At 63.0% G+C, this 15469-nt stretch carries 16 protein-coding genes and 2 pseudogenes; 8 read left to right on the top strand and 10 right to left on the bottom strand.

Annotated features, from left to right (window positions below; translation table 11 throughout):
* The first annotated feature begins 3 nt into the window (after nt 1-3).
* The gene (locus B4394_RS08815; protein ID WP_078312369.1) at nt 4-216 is read left to right on the top strand and encodes a CsbD family protein; all 213 of its coding nucleotides are present in this window, start codon (nt 4-6) and stop codon (nt 214-216) included.
* A 290-nt stretch (nt 217-506) separates the two neighbouring features.
* Here B4394_RS08815 and B4394_RS26010 read toward each other — a convergent pair.
* Nucleotides 507-656 (bottom strand): annotated as a pseudogene (locus tag B4394_RS26010) (carbonic anhydrase); the annotation flags it as partial.
* 528 nt (nt 657-1184) lie between these two features.
* Between B4394_RS26010 and B4394_RS08805 the strand changes: the two are divergent.
* A complete protein-coding gene (locus B4394_RS08805; protein ID WP_139360053.1) occupies nt 1185-2273 on the top strand; it encodes an MlaD family protein in 1089 nt (362 codons plus the stop codon).
* A gap of 1 nt (nt 2274) precedes the next feature.
* Here B4394_RS08805 and B4394_RS08800 read toward each other — a convergent pair.
* Nucleotides 2275-3092: pseudogene (locus B4394_RS08800) on the bottom strand (peptidoglycan recognition protein family protein).
* A 478-nt stretch (nt 3093-3570) separates the two neighbouring features.
* Between B4394_RS08800 and B4394_RS08795 the strand changes: the two are divergent.
* Together B4394_RS08795 and B4394_RS08790 are read left to right on the top strand one after the other, a co-directional pair.
* Nucleotides 3571-4767, top strand: a complete 1197-nt coding sequence (locus tag B4394_RS08795) for an alpha/beta hydrolase-fold protein (RefSeq protein ID WP_078314792.1) — start codon at nt 3571-3573, stop codon at nt 4765-4767.
* Nucleotides 4768-4888: 121 nt separating this feature from the next.
* On the top strand, nt 4889-4999 hold the full coding sequence (locus B4394_RS08790) for a hypothetical protein (protein ID WP_286142001.1): 111 nt from the start codon (nt 4889-4891) through the stop codon (nt 4997-4999).
* 145 nt (nt 5000-5144) lie between these two features.
* Here B4394_RS08790 and B4394_RS08785 read toward each other — a convergent pair whose 3' ends face one another.
* The 5 genes from B4394_RS08785 to B4394_RS08765 all read right to left on the bottom strand — a co-directional run bounded on the left by B4394_RS08785 (nt 5145) and on the right by B4394_RS08765 (nt 9238).
* Nucleotides 5145-6326 (bottom strand): DUF7373 family lipoprotein, encoded by a 1182-nt coding sequence (locus B4394_RS08785; RefSeq protein WP_286142000.1) that lies wholly within the window; start codon nt 6324-6326, stop codon nt 5145-5147.
* Nucleotides 6327-6539: 213 nt separating this feature from the next.
* A complete protein-coding gene (locus tag B4394_RS08780; RefSeq protein WP_078314791.1) occupies nt 6540-7001 on the bottom strand; it encodes a hypothetical protein in 462 nt (153 codons plus the stop codon).
* A gap of 143 nt (nt 7002-7144) precedes the next feature.
* Nucleotides 7145-8326: an MAB_1171c family putative transporter gene (locus B4394_RS08775; RefSeq protein ID WP_078314790.1), complete on the bottom strand. Its 1182-nt coding sequence runs from the start codon at nt 8324-8326 to the stop codon at nt 7145-7147.
* On the bottom strand, nt 8323-8775 hold the full coding sequence (locus B4394_RS08770) for a regulator (protein ID WP_078314789.1): 453 nt from the start codon (nt 8773-8775) through the stop codon (nt 8323-8325). Before B4394_RS08770 ends, B4394_RS08775 begins: the two co-directional genes overlap by 4 nt.
* A gap of 34 nt (nt 8776-8809) precedes the next feature.
* Nucleotides 8810-9238: a helix-turn-helix domain-containing protein gene (locus tag B4394_RS08765; RefSeq protein ID WP_139360066.1), complete on the bottom strand. Its 429-nt coding sequence runs from the start codon at nt 9236-9238 to the stop codon at nt 8810-8812.
* 348 nt (nt 9239-9586) lie between these two features.
* Between B4394_RS08765 and B4394_RS08760 the strand changes: the two genes are divergently transcribed.
* The 3 genes from B4394_RS08760 to B4394_RS25675 are packed head-to-tail and all read left to right on the top strand — an operon-like array spanning nt 9587 to nt 12684.
* Nucleotides 9587-10213, top strand: coding sequence for an MspA family porin (locus B4394_RS08760; RefSeq protein WP_286142006.1), 627 nt, complete (start codon nt 9587-9589; stop codon nt 10211-10213).
* Nucleotides 10213-11481: a hypothetical protein gene (locus tag B4394_RS08755; protein WP_078314787.1), complete on the top strand. Its 1269-nt coding sequence runs from the start codon at nt 10213-10215 to the stop codon at nt 11479-11481. The genes B4394_RS08760 and B4394_RS08755 overlap by 1 nt, the downstream gene beginning before the upstream one ends.
* Before the next feature lie 12 nt (nt 11482-11493).
* Nucleotides 11494-12684 carry a hypothetical protein gene (locus B4394_RS25675; RefSeq protein WP_286141999.1) on the top strand — a complete coding sequence of 397 codons (1191 nt, stop codon included), beginning with the start codon at nt 11494-11496 and terminating at the stop codon, nt 12682-12684.
* Nucleotides 12685-12937: 253 nt separating this feature from the next.
* Here B4394_RS25675 and B4394_RS08745 read toward each other — a convergent pair whose 3' ends face one another.
* Nucleotides 12938-13666 (bottom strand): hypothetical protein, encoded by a 729-nt coding sequence (locus tag B4394_RS08745; RefSeq protein ID WP_078314786.1) that lies wholly within the window; start codon nt 13664-13666, stop codon nt 12938-12940.
* A 115-nt stretch (nt 13667-13781) separates the two neighbouring features.
* Nucleotides 13782-13958, bottom strand: a complete 177-nt coding sequence (locus tag B4394_RS25350; RefSeq protein WP_176138292.1) for a hypothetical protein — start codon at nt 13956-13958, stop codon at nt 13782-13784.
* Between the two features lie 167 nt (nt 13959-14125).
* Between B4394_RS25350 and B4394_RS08740 the strand changes: the two genes are divergently transcribed.
* Complete coding sequence (locus tag B4394_RS08740) at nt 14126-14656, top strand: mismatch-specific DNA-glycosylase (RefSeq protein WP_078314785.1); 531 nt, start codon at nt 14126-14128, stop codon at nt 14654-14656.
* Here B4394_RS08740 and B4394_RS08735 read toward each other — a convergent pair.
* Nucleotides 14607-15419: a DUF1906 domain-containing protein gene (locus B4394_RS08735; RefSeq protein WP_078314784.1), complete on the bottom strand. Its 813-nt coding sequence runs from the start codon at nt 15417-15419 to the stop codon at nt 14607-14609. The genes B4394_RS08740 and B4394_RS08735 overlap by 50 nt on opposite strands.
* Nucleotides 15420-15469: the final 50 nt, after the last annotated feature.

Here is a 15469-nt window from a genome sequence, read left to right as displayed (position 1 = left end):
AACATGGGAATTACTGATGACGCCCAGAACAAGTTCGATGATCTTAAGGGCCGCGCTAAGGAAGCCGCCGGGTCCGTCACCAACGACGACGATCTGAAAGCTGAGGGACAAGCCGAGCAGGGGATCGCCTCTGCTAAGCAGAAGATCGCTGAGGCTGCCGATAAGGTCAAAGAGGGTGTTGAGGCCGTCAAGGACAAGCTAACCGGAAACGACTAGCCAAGCCGCGATCAATAGGCGGCGCCCGACGCGGGTCTGTATCGCCTGCGCCACAGAGCGGTCACCGACCGACGGACTGCACTAACGCTTTAATCCGTTGCACGGCTGACGATTTGACTTCCATCGAGCACAGTAGTGCTGTCATGTTGGAATGCCGGATCGTATGGGTTCCGGACCAGGTGACGGCGTGCACTTCATCGCCTGCGCGTTGGCGTCGAGATTCGCCCGTTTCGTCTGTTGCTGGGATAGGCAGCGTCAGGCTGCTGTCGCCTACTCGGGTCGCCGTCGCCGGCGACCACCTGTGAGCGCTGCAGCAGTTTGGTGCCGGTCTCCTCGACGTGGCGGGCCTCGAACTCATCGATCCGCGTCAGCCCGTCCTTACGGCCACTGAGAATCGAGGGCATCACCCGCACCACCAAGTCCCGGATGCTTGCCGAAGGCGTCATGACCACCGGCGGTGCCGCCTTCTCTGAAGCATGGCAAAATTGATCCCTAAACAATAAGCATTGCTGGGGCTGGGTGTCCTAAATCGGACGGCCAGCACGTCGAAGAGTGTCTTTGGTGCACTGCAGCGCCGGGAGAGTGCTCCCCGATAGCAAACTCTAGACCGTTCTAGATGGTCCGTACTTCACGGTGCTGCCGCTCATCACCGATCTCCCGGGCCACGCCTCGTTCGTTGCACGCGTTGAGTCAATTCCGCCACTCGAGGCGACAGTAAGTCCGGCCACGGCAGCAGCGGCCCGCCCCCGGCCTTCTGGGGCACACACCCGCCATGTAGTGGAGATCACTGACTTTCAGGCGATAGCGAGACGGTTTCACGCAGCTTCTCTTGGTACGGTTGCGCGATGGCATGGGACGCGCATTCCCAGATAAATTCTGGTACGGTTGTCCCCATCCGCTCAGTGGCAGCGGGGTCGTCTCTTCGCGTCCGCACAGCCATTCAAGCCGTCGCAGCAGCTTTACTGGCAATGACGGTGTCGGCATGCGATCCGCCGACGCTGGAGAGTCTTGACCTACCGGCGCCAGGTATCGGCTCCGATGCGTATGTGGTGACTGCAAAGTTCGCCAATGCGCTGAATCTGCCAGATTTGGCAAAAGTTCGCCTCAAGGGCGCAGATATCGGCGAGGTCGAATCCATCGAGGCCATCGACGATGTGGCCGTCGTCAAGCTTCGGATACTCAGGGGTGTACGCCTGCCAATCGGCTCAACCGCCCAGCTGCGCAGTGCAACCCCATTGGGTGACGTGTTCGTAGCCCTCGAACCGCCCAATCAGCCATCTGCGGAACTCCTTAAGGACGGCGACGTTCTCGACCTACAAACCACGTCGTCGGCTGCCTCCGTGGAAGGTGTGCTCAGTTCAGCAGCGGTATTGGTCAACGGTGGTGTGGTGCGTAACTTGACCCATCTGGTCAACGGGCTCGGCAAGGCTTCGGCAGACAATGGTCGAACTCTGGGAGACATTGTGGGGCAATCGAATCAGCTGCTGGACACTCTCAACAAGCGTTCGGTACAGATTCAAAATTCATTGGATAAGACGTCCCAACTGGCCGCCTCGATTTCGTCACGAGAGAAGACAATCAACGATCTGCTCGAGGCATCGGCCCCGGGCGTGCAGGCGATCGATGCCAATCAGATCGGCGACCTGGCCAACAAGAGCGGGCAGATCAGCGACCAACTTGCGAAGCTCCCATCAATCCAGGGCACCGACGGCCGCAGCACACTCGCCGACTTCAACTCGATCGCGCGCGGCTTCAATGACATCGCGGTGAGCCCCGACACCAGCCTGGTCGCACTCAACCGGCTGATACCAATGCTCATTAAGGCCAACGCCGGTAGTGCGCAAGCACACGACATCAATATCGCCAAGCTCGCACTGGGTAACCTCGACGATGCAGGCAACAAGGGCTCCACCGATTACCACGGACCCAAGCAGGCAGACTGGGCCTACTTTGTCGGTAGCTTCAAATACACCCTGTACCGGCTTCAGGAGCGCATCGTTGGGCAAGGCCCGAACCCTCCAGCCCCCCAAGATAGTTCGGTACCGCCAGGCCGGTGAGCTATCTCCGGATGGGGGATCGGTTACCGAGTAGTGCTGGACTCCACGTTGTGGGCCAGATCTCGAGGCCACGAGTCTGGCGTTGGACTCCCTAATGGCAGCCTCGGTGTCGGGCCGAAGATCCCGTCGGCTACGTGACCTTGCTCGTCGAGAGGCGCTGAAGTTGGGCGATCTGGGGCCCCTTGGAGCTGCAGAATATCGGCGCACTTACTAACCGGCACGGGCGGTGTCGGGGCTGGCTTTGGCAAGGCGGCCGATCTGGTCCTGGATGTCGCGTCGCAGGATATCCATGTCGATGGCGCCCGGATCCCACTTGCCCTGGGCGCGACCGGCATACTCCTTATGCCCGATCGTGCGGGCAGAGGTCTGTGCCAGCCGTCGGTTGATCGCCGCACAGCAATTGACCAAGGCGAAATATTGGGCGTTGGGCCAATTCTGGCGGTGTGGAGCGGTAGGGCTAGTACCGGTGTTTGCGCATTCGATGCCGATCAGGTGCCAATCGCCCATGTTGGTCGGCAACCACGGATACATGCGAACGCCCGCGTGCCACGCAACGCCGACCGCTACCACGGTCACCGAGCCATCCCGCGCGATGTGGAGCTGCGACAGCGGCCCTGCAAGGTCGGGGCGACCGTGGGCGATCGAGGCGGCGCTGGCGCTATCGGATCCGGTGTGGTGCACCATGACACCGCGAATATCTTTGAAGTCGCCGTGCCCGCGGCTACGCCAGCCGGGATACTCGATGGGGTTGACGCCCGCAGCGCGCAGGATGTCGACAATCCAGACCGGGTCGCCGGTCCAAGGTCCCGTCTGCGGCATAGCGGGTCCTTCCTCGCATCATCGGTAACAGTGGAATGCCAACCGTTGACGCGATCGAACGCGCAGTGCGGACGCTGAGATCCGATGCGTACCCAAATTCTACGCGGGCGCTAGGACAAGAACCGCGCGGCAACGCCAGTCGCGAGAATGGTTATTACATAAACATTTTGCCAAAGATGCATTGGCTGACATGGGCATGCCTCTAAGGCGTGATTCGACTTCGCGCGGTCCTGATCGCCGAGGAGTACCAGCGAACTTCAGCGCGGCGCGACCTGTGGCGCGAAGCCGCTGGTGCAGGCCAAACAGATCGGCTAGTCGGCACCCGCGCGCGAGGGACGTGAGTACGCGATATCCGTGATATGCATGTGATGTCTTGTAACTCAAGCTTTCCGCTCTAGGGCGCCTACAATTGATGGTGTCAGATCGGCCGTCTTCACTGACGGTACTCGGGCCAGTCTCAACGTGAGGGGTGAGCCAAATGGTCAGAACACATACCGTGGTCTCGGGGGACACACTGTGGCAATTGGCGTTGCGTTTTTATGGTGATGCGGAGCTTTATCGGCTGATCGCCGCCGCCAGCGGGATCGCCGATCCTGCCGTCATTGGTGTGGGGCAGCGGTTGGTCATCCCCGATGTCACGAGATACACGGTGGTTGCGGGAGACACGTTGTCGGCGTTGGCGTTGCGTTTTTATGGTGATGCGGAGCTTTATCGGCTGATCGCCGCCGTCAACGGCATTGCCGATCCCGCCGCCATGAACGTCGGGCGGGCACTGGTCATATTTCTCGGGCGCAGTGACGGGTTTGGGCTGACGATCGTGGACCGCAACGAGAACGATCCGCGCCTGTGGTACTACCGATTCCGGACCGACGCAATCGGCTGGAACCCGGGCGTCAACGTCCTGCTGCCCGATGACTATCGCACCAGTGGACGCACCTATCCCGTCCTCTACATGCTCCACGGCGGTGCCGCGGACTTCCGCCAGTTCGACTTTCTGGGCATCCGCGACCTGACCGCCGGAAAACCGATCATCGTGGTGATGCCTGACGGCGGGCAGGCGGGTTGGTACTGCAACCCAGTCGGCTCGTTCGTCGGCCCCCGAAACTGGGAGACGTTTCACATGGCCCAGCTGATCCCCTGGATCGAGGCGAACTTCCGAACGTACGCTGAGTACGACGGCCGCGCGGTTTCGGGGTTTTCGATGGGTGGGTTCGGTGCGCTGAAGTACGCGGCCAAGTATTACGGCCACTTCGCCTCGGTGAGTAGCCATTCGGGCCCGGCGAGTCTTCGCCGGGACGGCGGCCTCGTCGTGCATTGGGCCAACTTGAGTTCTGCCGCCGTCGAACTGGGCGGCGCAACCGTCTACGGCGTGCCGTGGGACGAGGCCAGGGTCAGTGCCGACAACCCGGTCGAGCGGATCGAGAGTTACCGAAACAAGCGGATCTTCTTAGTCGCGGGTACCAGTCCGGATCCGGTCAACTGGTTCGACACCGTGCAGGAGACCCAGGTGCTTGCCGGCCAGCGAGAGTTCCGCGGACGCCTCAGCGACGCCGACATCCCACACGAATTTCGTGAGGAGCCCGGCGGCCACGTCTTCCGGCCCAACATGTTCATGCTCGACCTCGACGGGATCATCGGGCGGTTGCGCCCCGCGAGTAGCAGCGTGGCAGTTTGAGACCTCGCCGACAGTCATCAACGTGGCGGGTGGGTCGAATAGGGCACTCGCGCTGAACAACTGGGCGTAGCTACGCGGCTACCTCGAACCGATCGGCGGACCGTATCGGTGGCATGGTCGAGTGAGTACCGATACGCGTGCGTTAGCCCAGCTCGCAGGCGACCGCTGCCCTGGCGTGATTCATACCCCGCACGGGCGAGTAGCCATGACCCTTGACGAGGCCGACTTGTGAGGTCGGTACCCCCTGCGGGGTGCTGGACGCCCGACCATCCTGGGCCAGGGCGTCGCTGACGTCTGTCGGCCGGATGGGCGATTCGCCGCCGCCGACTCCGATCGGGGCATTTCTCACCCTGCTCCGAGGGGAGTGACGCTGGCGGCTACGTGCTGTGCAAGACCTGATACTGCGCGGCGGCAAGCTGTTGTGCGTCCTGGAGTTCGCGCTGACCCGCTTCGATGACGTAACGGTCCACCGTCGTGTAACAGGTGTTGCTGCTCTCGTCCGCCACGCATTGGCTATCCGGCAGATTCGGAATGGCATCGGTGGGTGTGGAACCTGCCTGCCCGGGCCGCCCCTTGGCTGCCAGCGTGATCAACCCGTCCACCATACGGCGCGCCGCGGCGGCCTCCTTGGTTTGGAAAACCGTTGCCGCACCGCCAGACATCAGCTCAACCCCCGCGTCATCTTCGATCGCGGCCATGGCAATCGGATCGAGCGTGAAGTTCAGTGAGCCGCGTCGGTCGTAGGCATACCCGGAGTTGATGCTCTTCTGTTCCTTCTGCTGGATGGTGCGCGCTACCAATCCCGACGGATCGCGCGGCAGGTTCACCAACTCCGCGACATTGGTGGGTGTGAACTCGTCGATTGCGGGAAGCTGCTTGTCCAGCGTCGCGCTTACTAGCTGGGCAGCGGTCTCAGTCGATGACGCTTCCCCCCACTCGTGCAACACAAACGGACCCCGCGGGGTGAAAGCCGCCACCACGTGCTTGCCCTTGTCGTTGACTCCCGCAGCCGCGTGCGTGTCCGGATGGCCCGGTATGGAAATCGGCGAGACCGGCCCTGGCCCAAACCGATCCGCGGCCGCCAGTAACGGAGCGGCAGCCGCCGCAGCATCGGCGTCGGGAAATCTCATGACGAAATTCTTCAGCCGTCGGTCATGCGGTATCGCAGAGTCGTTGGTGGAACGGGCATTTGCGAATCCCGTGACGTAGCCGTGGTCGATGGCGATGCGCACCGCCTCTTGACTGAAGACATCACGTAGTGCTTCGGACTTCATGACCGCGTTCGGCATATCCTTGCGATTCAGATCGGGATCCACCTCCCAGGGGCCGATCACCGCGCTCGACATCCGTTGCGCCTCAATTCGCCGCCCGACGACATCGGACCCAGCCTTGCCCAGCGCGGGTCCGGGCGTCACCGGGTACGTTCCGGTGTCGAGCGAACCAGAGGGAGCCGAGTCCGAGGAATCAGCCGCCGGTGTGCGCGCTGGCGTATCTGAACAAGCCTGTGCCGTAAGCGATGCCGCCGCCAGTATGGCGACAATCCAGACAACCTTCACCATCACCCCTAAGTTAGTTGGCTTAGCGCCGATAGGCGCGCACCTGCGATAACGCTAGCAAACAAAACTGCACTCGCGTCTTGCTGAGGCATACGTGGATTGGTCATCCGAGCGCGGGCGGGCCCACGTCGGAATGTGCATACTGCCGCGCTGTTCCCGAGTTGTTCTGTGCAGATTTGCACATGCGGATGGGCCTCATGCGGCCGAATCGGGCGATTACAAATCGACAGCCGCGGCAAGCGGGTTGGGCTCGGCGGCATCGAACAATTGCCGGATGGGCGCGAACGCCGCGGTGATGGCCTCGGCGGTCGCATCGGCGGCGTTGTTGACCACATGCACATGTGCGGTCGGATAGACCGTGTGCGTACCGAGGTAGCTAAGCGAGTAGTTGACGTCGATCGGATACCCCTGCTTAGCCTGTGCGGGCGGCGAGGGCGCCGTCTGCACGATCGTGATCACGGCATCAACGAATCGATCCCAAACCTCCGCACTCACGGGGCGCGTGATGACCGACTCCGCCGGCCAGCGATTGTCTGCGACGCGCATTTCGGCACTGGATTTGCGGACCGTGATGGTGGTTGTGGTGTGTTGATACATAACCCCGAATCCGACCAGGTCGTGTACATACAGGACGTACGGATCCAGGCTCCGCACCGGCTGATCAGACACATTGACCATTACGCACCATCCTTTCGCGGCCACCAGATAGGCCGGTTGGCGGACCTTGAACCGGGCCCTGGATGCGACCGTAAGCCCGGATAGCTGTATCAGTCAATATTTAGGCGTTATGAACTTACTGGCAAACTGATCTGCCTGCCAATTTACGAATACGACCGAACCCGACTCTGTTCTTGCGCGATGTGCGTGACTGTCGGCCACCAGGCGGCGATGTCGATGAGCTGGGTGAGTTCGTCGTCGCGGGTCGCGGTGGTCGCGAGGGGTGCGCTGTTGGTGGGCGACGGGTCTGTGCTGGTTGGGTGTGCGATGGCGTTGGCTATCTGTAACGCCTGCAGACCGCTCTGGATGACGGCCTGTGGTCCGCAGGCATGAGCGAGTCGTTGTCGGTCGTTGTCGGTGAGTTCGGTGATGTGGGGGGCCAGTTGCATGAGGGCGTCACGGATTTCGATGACGACGCGGTGCAACTGGAAGTCGGTGACCGGTTGAAATCGTTGCGGGGACGCGTTGAGGACGATGTCGGGGTAGGCGGTGGTGAGGTCGGTCCATAGGGGGTGGAGTTTCCTCCAGGTGCGGCCGTTGGCGTCGCGGTGCAGGAGTGCTTGTGCGGCCACGACGCAGGGTCCGAACGCTAGCGGTAGGGCCAGGAGCAGGGCGCCGAAGCCGGCGTAGGAGTAGATGGCTTGGCGCACAGGCAGGGTGTGGGCTAGGTGCAGGCGCTCGAGTAGAGCCAGGGTGAAGATGCTCAAGCCAGGTAAGCATATGAACGCGGCGATGGCGCTCAGTTCGACGGCGATGAGGCGTTGGGCCGTGGTGGTGTGTGTGTCGCGCAGGTTCTTGGCGAGCTGCGACAGGATCACGGTGGCTGCGGCGACCGACAGGACCGACCAGATGGCGGCGGCCAGCACTTCAGAGTTGTCGCTGGCCAGGGCGATGGGTTGATCCTGCCTGCGGGGGTCGACGGCCACGAAGTAGAGCACGATCAGGGTGACGACGGTGGAGATCCGGTAATGGCGGTAGCCACGGACCAGGGCGTCGGGGTCGATGCCGTCGGTCATCGCGATGATGCCGATGACCTCGGGGCATGTCAGCAGTAGCAGTGCGAGGGGGATTTGGGAGGTGGTGCCGATCGTGCTGGGGATAGTGGCGGCGAGCAGGTGTTGCACCTGTGGTTCGCTGGCCAGATGGGTGGCGGCAAGGTACGTCAGTGCGCGATTGCGGTGGCGGGCGGCGAGCCCGGTGCTGAGCCAACGCCGTCGAAATGCGAGCACCAACACAAAACAGGCGAAGACGGGCCACGAGATGAGGCCCGGTATCGCACTGGTCACTGGTTGCCCAGCAGGATGTCGGTGAGGGTTCGGTCTTTGGGTGTGTGGCTGAGGATGAGGCTGGCGAACATTTCGGCGTCATGTTCGGCGGCGGTGTTGTAGGCGCTGCGGCCCAGGGCCGCTTTGACGGTGCCCGGGTCGAGGTTGGGTGTGAGCGCTGAGACCATCTGTGCTGTATCTGTTTTCGCGCTCTTATCGTGACCGAGCAGCATGTGGCCTAGTTCGTGCAAGATGATTTGGTCGGCGTGCAGCCTGGAGGTTCCGTCTTGGTAGAGAACGATGTCGTCGTGTTCGCGGACCAACCACAGGCCGCAGGCGCTTCCAGCCAGGAGTGCGGCGTCCACAGGCAGGAGCGTGATCCGGCGACCGCGCAGTTGTTCGACGGCAGCAATGAACGTCGCCCGGTCGAACGGGTCGGGTACGGGCAGCTGGCCGATGAGCTGGCGCATGTCGGCTTCGGGTGAGCCGTTGTGCTGCGGGCGTTTACGTCGAAGTCTCATCAGGGGGTCCGATCGGGGGCAGGTTTTCCAGCTCGCGTAGACGGTCCACGATGCCGGCCAGGTTCCCGATGGATTCGGGTGTGAGCCCGGAGAGTCGGGTGGCGATATCGCGGATGCCGTTGTCGCGCATGGCCTTGACGAGACGAAGCTCAGATTCGACGGCGGCATCGGCGCCGGCATCAATGAGGTAGGACGCGGGCACGCCGAAGTACTCGGCGATGGCTTGCACGTTCTGCACGGTGGGGTTGGTGCGCTTGCCGGTGCGCAGCAGGCACAGGTATGGCGCACTCATCTGGACCCCCGTCTTCTCGAAGATTCCGTCGGCGACCGTCGCATCTGACGGTGGTTCGCCTGCGGGACTCATCACCTCGTACAACTTGGTGAGCTTAGCGGCCAGGCTCTCATGCCGCATGTCTTCAGCAACGTGTATTCCGTCATCCTTGCTCGCCATGTACCCCATCCGTTCGTTGGCTTTCCCACCCAGAGATCAACGTACCGCAATCCTTGACCAGTAACCGCACTATAGGCATAGTCTTTCCAGTAAGTGTTGCTACAGCAATCGTTGACTGATATACATCTGCATGTGCCGCCGCAAAGCGTGGCATCCAACCCTCAGGTTGTGTCCAGACGGGGAGATAGACGGTTGACTAGTGCATTAACGCCCAGGCGCTCGAAGCGCTGTGTTGCAGCCGCAACATCAGCGTCAGTTGCGGCCGTGATCTTGATTGGTACGCCCTGCGCGGTTGCCGATCCGCAGGTGATGCCCGATCAGCAGCAGCAGTTCGTGACCGATGACGGCTGGACGGTGGGGTTGACGATGACCAATGAGGTGATCGATCACATCGACAACATCGCCGGGGCGAGCAACTCGTGGCAGGCCCGGGTGTCTTACCGCGCGGAGGCCACCATCAGCGGTGCCGGCGCGGCGGTTATTCAGGACGCACAACTGGAAACCGGATATTTCGTGGGCTGTCGCACCGACTCGTCTTCGGGTGTGGAGCTCGGCGGTGACCTGGGTCTGACACTTAGCCAGCAGGTCAACGGCCAAGCCTACGGCGGGGCCTATGGCGGCGGCAATGGCGGCGCGGGGGGCGGCGGCGGACAGGGCGGCGGTTTCGGCGGCGCCTCGGCGGGTGGCTCCCTGGGCGCCCAGGAGCATATCGGCGGCTACATGCGTGTCGTGCTCAAACCGGGCGGTTTGGCGCAGTTGCCGATGGACCGGATCAACTTCCGCAACATGCACGCCGTCTCACAGGTGCGTAACCAGAACGTCGAGGCCGATGGCTGCGGCGGCCAGGTGAAGATCCAGTCCTTTGCGACGTTCCGGATCCGCACCGAGAACGGCAACGACACCCAGACCGTCTACGGCGAACCGAAAGACCTCTAATGACAAAAGTTTTCAGAATTGCGCTGATGCTGCTTGCTGTTGGGCTGGTGGTCATCCCCGCCGAGGGGTCGGTCATGACAGCTAGCCGCGCGTATGCCGATCCGGTGGTTCCGACTCCGCCGCCGCTGCCCGCTCCGCGGGAGATGCCCGCCGATGCGCCCCGCATCAACAACATTGGCGGCGCGAAAGTCTCGTCTTCAGCACCCCAGGGTGAGGGCAACGGGATGGGCCAGCCGTTGGCGGCCGCACGCGAGCTGTCGAATTTCACGGTGCCGATGTTCGCCAAGGACGGCATCTTCTTCCCCACCACCTGGGCCGGCAAGAACATCGCCATCCACCTCCCCGGTGAGATGACCTTGCAGGCCGCCGCCTGGTCCGGTGACGGCGGCGCGACCTACACCTCCAATGATGTGGATTACCAGGTGATCCCGTTCTCCGGTGGTGGCGGCGATATCGTGATCCGCCGCAAAACCATCTTCTCGCCCTCGGATATGGCTGTCGGGGTGCGCATCCCCGAAGGCACTCACCTGCGCCAGGGCACCAACGTGGTGCTGGTCGAATCCGACGCCCACCCCGGCGCCCCATCACGGGTGATCGGCACCTTCTCCATCCCTGTAGCCCGCGACACCAACCGCGCCGCGATCGACGTGACCCCCGGCATCGGACCGGGCTTCCCGAAGCAGACCAACATCCTGATCAACCTGGGCCAGGCCAACATTTTCGCCTTCCCCATCGAGATCACCCTGTCCTACCGCGCCTCCAACACCCCCACATCAGGAGCCTTGACCGCCGACTGGAACGGCATGCCCAACGGGGTTAACGCACCCCAAGTCATCACGGTCCCCGCCGATTACGTCACCGACCTCGACGGCAGGTACCGGCCAGCTGGGGTGGACCCCGTGCTCTATGCCGAACGGCACAACGGTATGTGCCCCGGCGGACCCAGCCAATACCGCTCACCGGACGGCCGCACCGCGGACTTCACGCCCGCCTGCATGCGCCAGCAGATGTGCCTAGACGCTGCACCACGCGGGACCTCGGTCGATGTCTGCAACAACACCCTGTTCGCCAACATGTCCACCAACTGCACCTCAGCATTCGGACAACAAGGCGACCAATACGACACCTGCCTGCGGGTCGCCAACGACGAAGCCGCCTGGGTAAAAGCCAACATGCTCACCGGCCCCCTGTGCCAACCCATCACACCGGCCACCAATACCCGCAGATTGCCCTCCAACGGCAACACCTACTGCGGCACCACCAACTAACCGGGGAACACGATGAATATCCTCACGAGTCAAACCAGACTTCCCGCAAAGGCTTCCACGCGCCAACTGCTTCACCGCGCAGCCAGTACCGTGGCCGTTCTTGCGATCGTCGCCGCAGCGGTCGGCTTACCGATCATCGCCCCTGAAACCACAAATGGCCCTAGCTCCGTGGTAGCGATCGCACGCGCCGACTGCCCACCGGACTGCGGCGGCAACCCCGGCGGCAATCCCTCCGGTCCGCCCGGCGGCGGCACCGAATTCGTCCCACCCTCCATGCCCGCCATGCCGTCCTACGAATCCGGACGCGGCTACCCCGCACCCGACCAAAACAACAGCGTCTCCATCTACAACAGCGCTGCACCCCAACCCAGCCAAGCCGCTCAACCAAGCCAAGCACCCGCCCAGAACCAGAACGGCAGCTACAACCGCGCCGCCAACGGCGAACAACAACCCAACCAATATCAGCAAGCCCCCAACAACCAGGGGATCAACCAAGACTGGCAACAACTCAGCGATCGCCTCAACAACCAGACGCAGGGGCAGAACCACGCCAACCAGCCGAATCGGGAGCCTGACCAGCAGGATCAGGAACCTGATCGCTGCGATCTCCTGTGGAAAGACCTCGTGAGCGTGGGCCAGGCACTATCTGATGTCTACGACCGCGGTGGGGATGACCCGGCGCTGGAGCAGCGATCCGCGGAACTCAGTTCGGCGCTGAACGAGGAATGTGCATCTCCTGCTTCCACCCCGGCCGAAGACGAGGACGACGACCCAAAACGGAAGCCTAAGTCGGGAAGCAGGAAGAGGTCCGGCCCCATTGAGCCGAGGATGTGGACGTTGGAAGAATGCCAGAGGAAGCTCCAGGAAATGAAGCGCACGCGCACACATATATGTGTGCCGGTTGGTCAAGCTGGTATGTACTACCACGGAGGCAGATGGGCCCAACCCCCTGTGCCTCTCGGGCCGGCTCCGCCACTGATAAACGGCGACAACAGAGCAGGGGGCGATGCTAGTAACTTACCGCCGGGTGCCCTGCCAAATCCCGGCCCCACCGCCCCTGCTGAGCCGCCGCCTCCCTATACACCGCCCCCTCTGGACTGCGGCCCCGGATACCACAAGACCGGTGAACCTCCTGGCGGCGGGGGCTTTCCCTGCCGGCCTGATGATCCAGGGATTCCGCCGGGAACGCTGTCACCGTACTGATCAACTAGTCAAAGCGTCATTTCGCGCGCCGGTCCTAGTACGCTCACGCCGCCAGTAGATCGACCCCTCTTTGAGCTTGGCCACGACGTCGTCATAGGCGTAGAGCTCTTTACAGCCCGGCGTCCGGTGCTGGTTCGTTGGCCGTCTGCGTGTAGGTACAGGCGCGGCACGACCCGGCGCAGCACTTTGTAGAACGTCGAGGGCGGAGGTGCCTCGCCGGCGAGCTTCATCATGCGCAGCACGTCCGCTCCCGTCATGGGCTGATCGCGGGCCCGGGCCCGCATGTCCTCGCGGAGTTCATCGACGCTGTACGTCGACCGGCACCGCGGACATCCCACGACGCTCTCCCCTTCTCTGCGTAGAGCTTCACCCCGCACGTCAGCGGGACACCTTCGTCGCTCTCCCCCATCGGCTTCGAGCACTCTCCGAAGAGCTGCAGCTCGGGGCGGTCGATGGCCCTGTGTGCCTTCTTGGTGAGGGCAACGAGCTCGTGGTACAGCTCAGCGGCGTTCTCCTCGGACATGATCGCGAGCAGATTGTGGGCCAGCCAGCGCGCCATGTCCGCGCTCGATGCCGTGTAGTCCATTGGGATGCGGCGCCACCCGGGCAGCAAGGGACCGATGAACTCCGGCTCCACCGAGTCCAGCGGCAGAAACCGAACGTGGCGGCTCTCGGTGATCTGCTTGACCCACGAGGTCAGCTCGGCACGGGTCTCGTGGCGCAGCTTGGACGCCCTGCCATCCGGGAGCAGTGGCATGGAGTCGGGCGCCGTGCGGACACTGCTCGAGCCCATGCGGGTCTGCAAGTAGGCCGACTCCATCAGGTGGTCCAGATACCAGATGATGCCCGGCTCCTCCCCCTGTGCCTCGGTTCCCTTGCGGCGGGCCACCTTCTGGCCGACAAGCAGCCGCCTGATGGTCTTGCCGCAGTTCCAGCACAGGAACAGCTCGCAGCGTTCTCCGCAGCGGGTGCACTCGGTCACGTTGGCAGTACCTTCCCCCGGGCGAGTGTCAGTTCGATGATGTCGATTCGGTCAGGTCGGGCTTCGAGCTCGGCTATCGCCTGGAGCACTGGCGATTCCGTATGCGAATTGGCCATCAGACGCCCGCCTTGAGTCGGCCCTTGCAGGGGCAGGACTTGTATCCATCCCCACCGGGGCGTGGACATTTCCGCCCGGCTAGCGCTCCCCAGTCGATGCAGTCGCGCCCGATCGCCTCGTTCACGTCGTACGGGCCGGGCCTGTCGCGACGTCCGGTGCCGTTCCAGTCAGCCATGCGCGGCCTGCTGGTGAGTGCATTCACGACAGGATCCGAGCCCAGCCGCCAGCCCTGTTCGTCGCAGAACGTGCACGCTTCCCGTGCTTCTCGGGCCCTGCGGAGTGCAGCGTTCTCGTTTTCGGTGGACCGCGATTCGGTCACTTCCTAGTGGCGTTGTGCGCCACATGTCTGTTGAGTGTCGTCTGGGTCGCGAGGGCAGGTTGGCCTACTTGCGTGAGCTCCCAACCGGATTCGTGTTCTCTGGCTGCCAGGGCCGTGCCTGGTGGATACGGCCCGAGCGATCGGTGCATCGGGCCTGGGAGGGCCTGCGCCCGGAGGACGAGCGTCAACTGCTGACCTACGGGTGCGGCATCACCGCTGCTGTCAGCCGCGCAACACCCCGGGCCGTCGACGTCACGGCGAGCGAATTCCGTGCGGCCCGGCCAGATTTTGAGGAGAAGATGCGGTGCTTGGAACCTCGAGCACTGGCATTCCTCGGAAAGCGTGCGGTGGTCTCCATGCTCGAAGCCCCACACATCTCCTTCGGGCTACAGCCGTTTCGCTTCGCGGAGGTGACGACGTGGGTGTTGCCGAACCCGAGCGGGCTCAACCGGCGGTCTACGCTCGATGCACTTGTCGACGCCTACGCCGAGCTCCGCATGTCTCTCATTGATGGAAGTTCCACTGGCCGACGTCCTGGGCCAGGGCATCGCTGACATCGACCTCGAGCCCGCCGACCACCGGGCCCGGATTGGACGCGGTGCTCACAATGCGTTGGTAGAGAACTGCGCCGGGGAAGACCTGACCGCGCGACCACGACCGGGTCTGCCAGGCCCACACATGGCCGGGCGAGCGTGAGTTACCGATCACACCGTCGGCGGCGGCCCACTGGCACGGATTGACACCTCCGTAGATGCCGGTGCGCTGCACGCCCAACACCGAATTGATGCCCCGAAACCATGGCAGTGCAACGTCGTTCCAGGTGTCGCGGTTGATGTCGTCGTCGACGGAGAAGAAGACCGGTGCGCTCTGTCCACCACCCGCGGCAGTGTGCAGTTGCCAGGCGGTGCGCGCGTCCTCGACGCCTCCTGCGAATCCGCGGGTGAAGTCCGACGGAGCTGTCCCCCCGGGCTTTCCGTATTGGAAATTGCTGACGATCACCAGCCCGGCCGCGGTGAGCGACTGAGCATAGGGCCGGGTGATCGGCTTGGCGCCCATCGAGGAGCCGGGACGCGACGTCGAGACGTAGTTGATCACTCCCGAGTGCCCGGCGGCCTTGATGTGCTCTGCCGGAATCTGGCGCATGGCAAAGTCGATCAATGTGGGCGCAGCGGCCGACGCCGTCGGTATTCCGGTACCAAGTGATGCCGCACCGAGCCCGGCGAGTGCTGATACCGCAGTGGCGTAGCGCAGCGCGTCACGTCGGGTCACCGAACGTGAGGAGCGTAGAAAGCTGTCAGTCCCCGACGACTCTTGCATCGCAGGAAGTTAACAATGTGACTGTTGTTAAAGATGTAGCCTCGCCGGTA

The organism is Mycobacterium sp. D16Q16, from assembly GCF_002013745.1.
Taxonomy (GTDB): Bacteria; Actinomycetota; Actinomycetes; order Mycobacteriales; family Mycobacteriaceae; genus Mycobacterium.
Note: the sequence above shows the minus strand (reverse complement) of the source record. Positions and strands in the feature narration are given on the sequence as shown.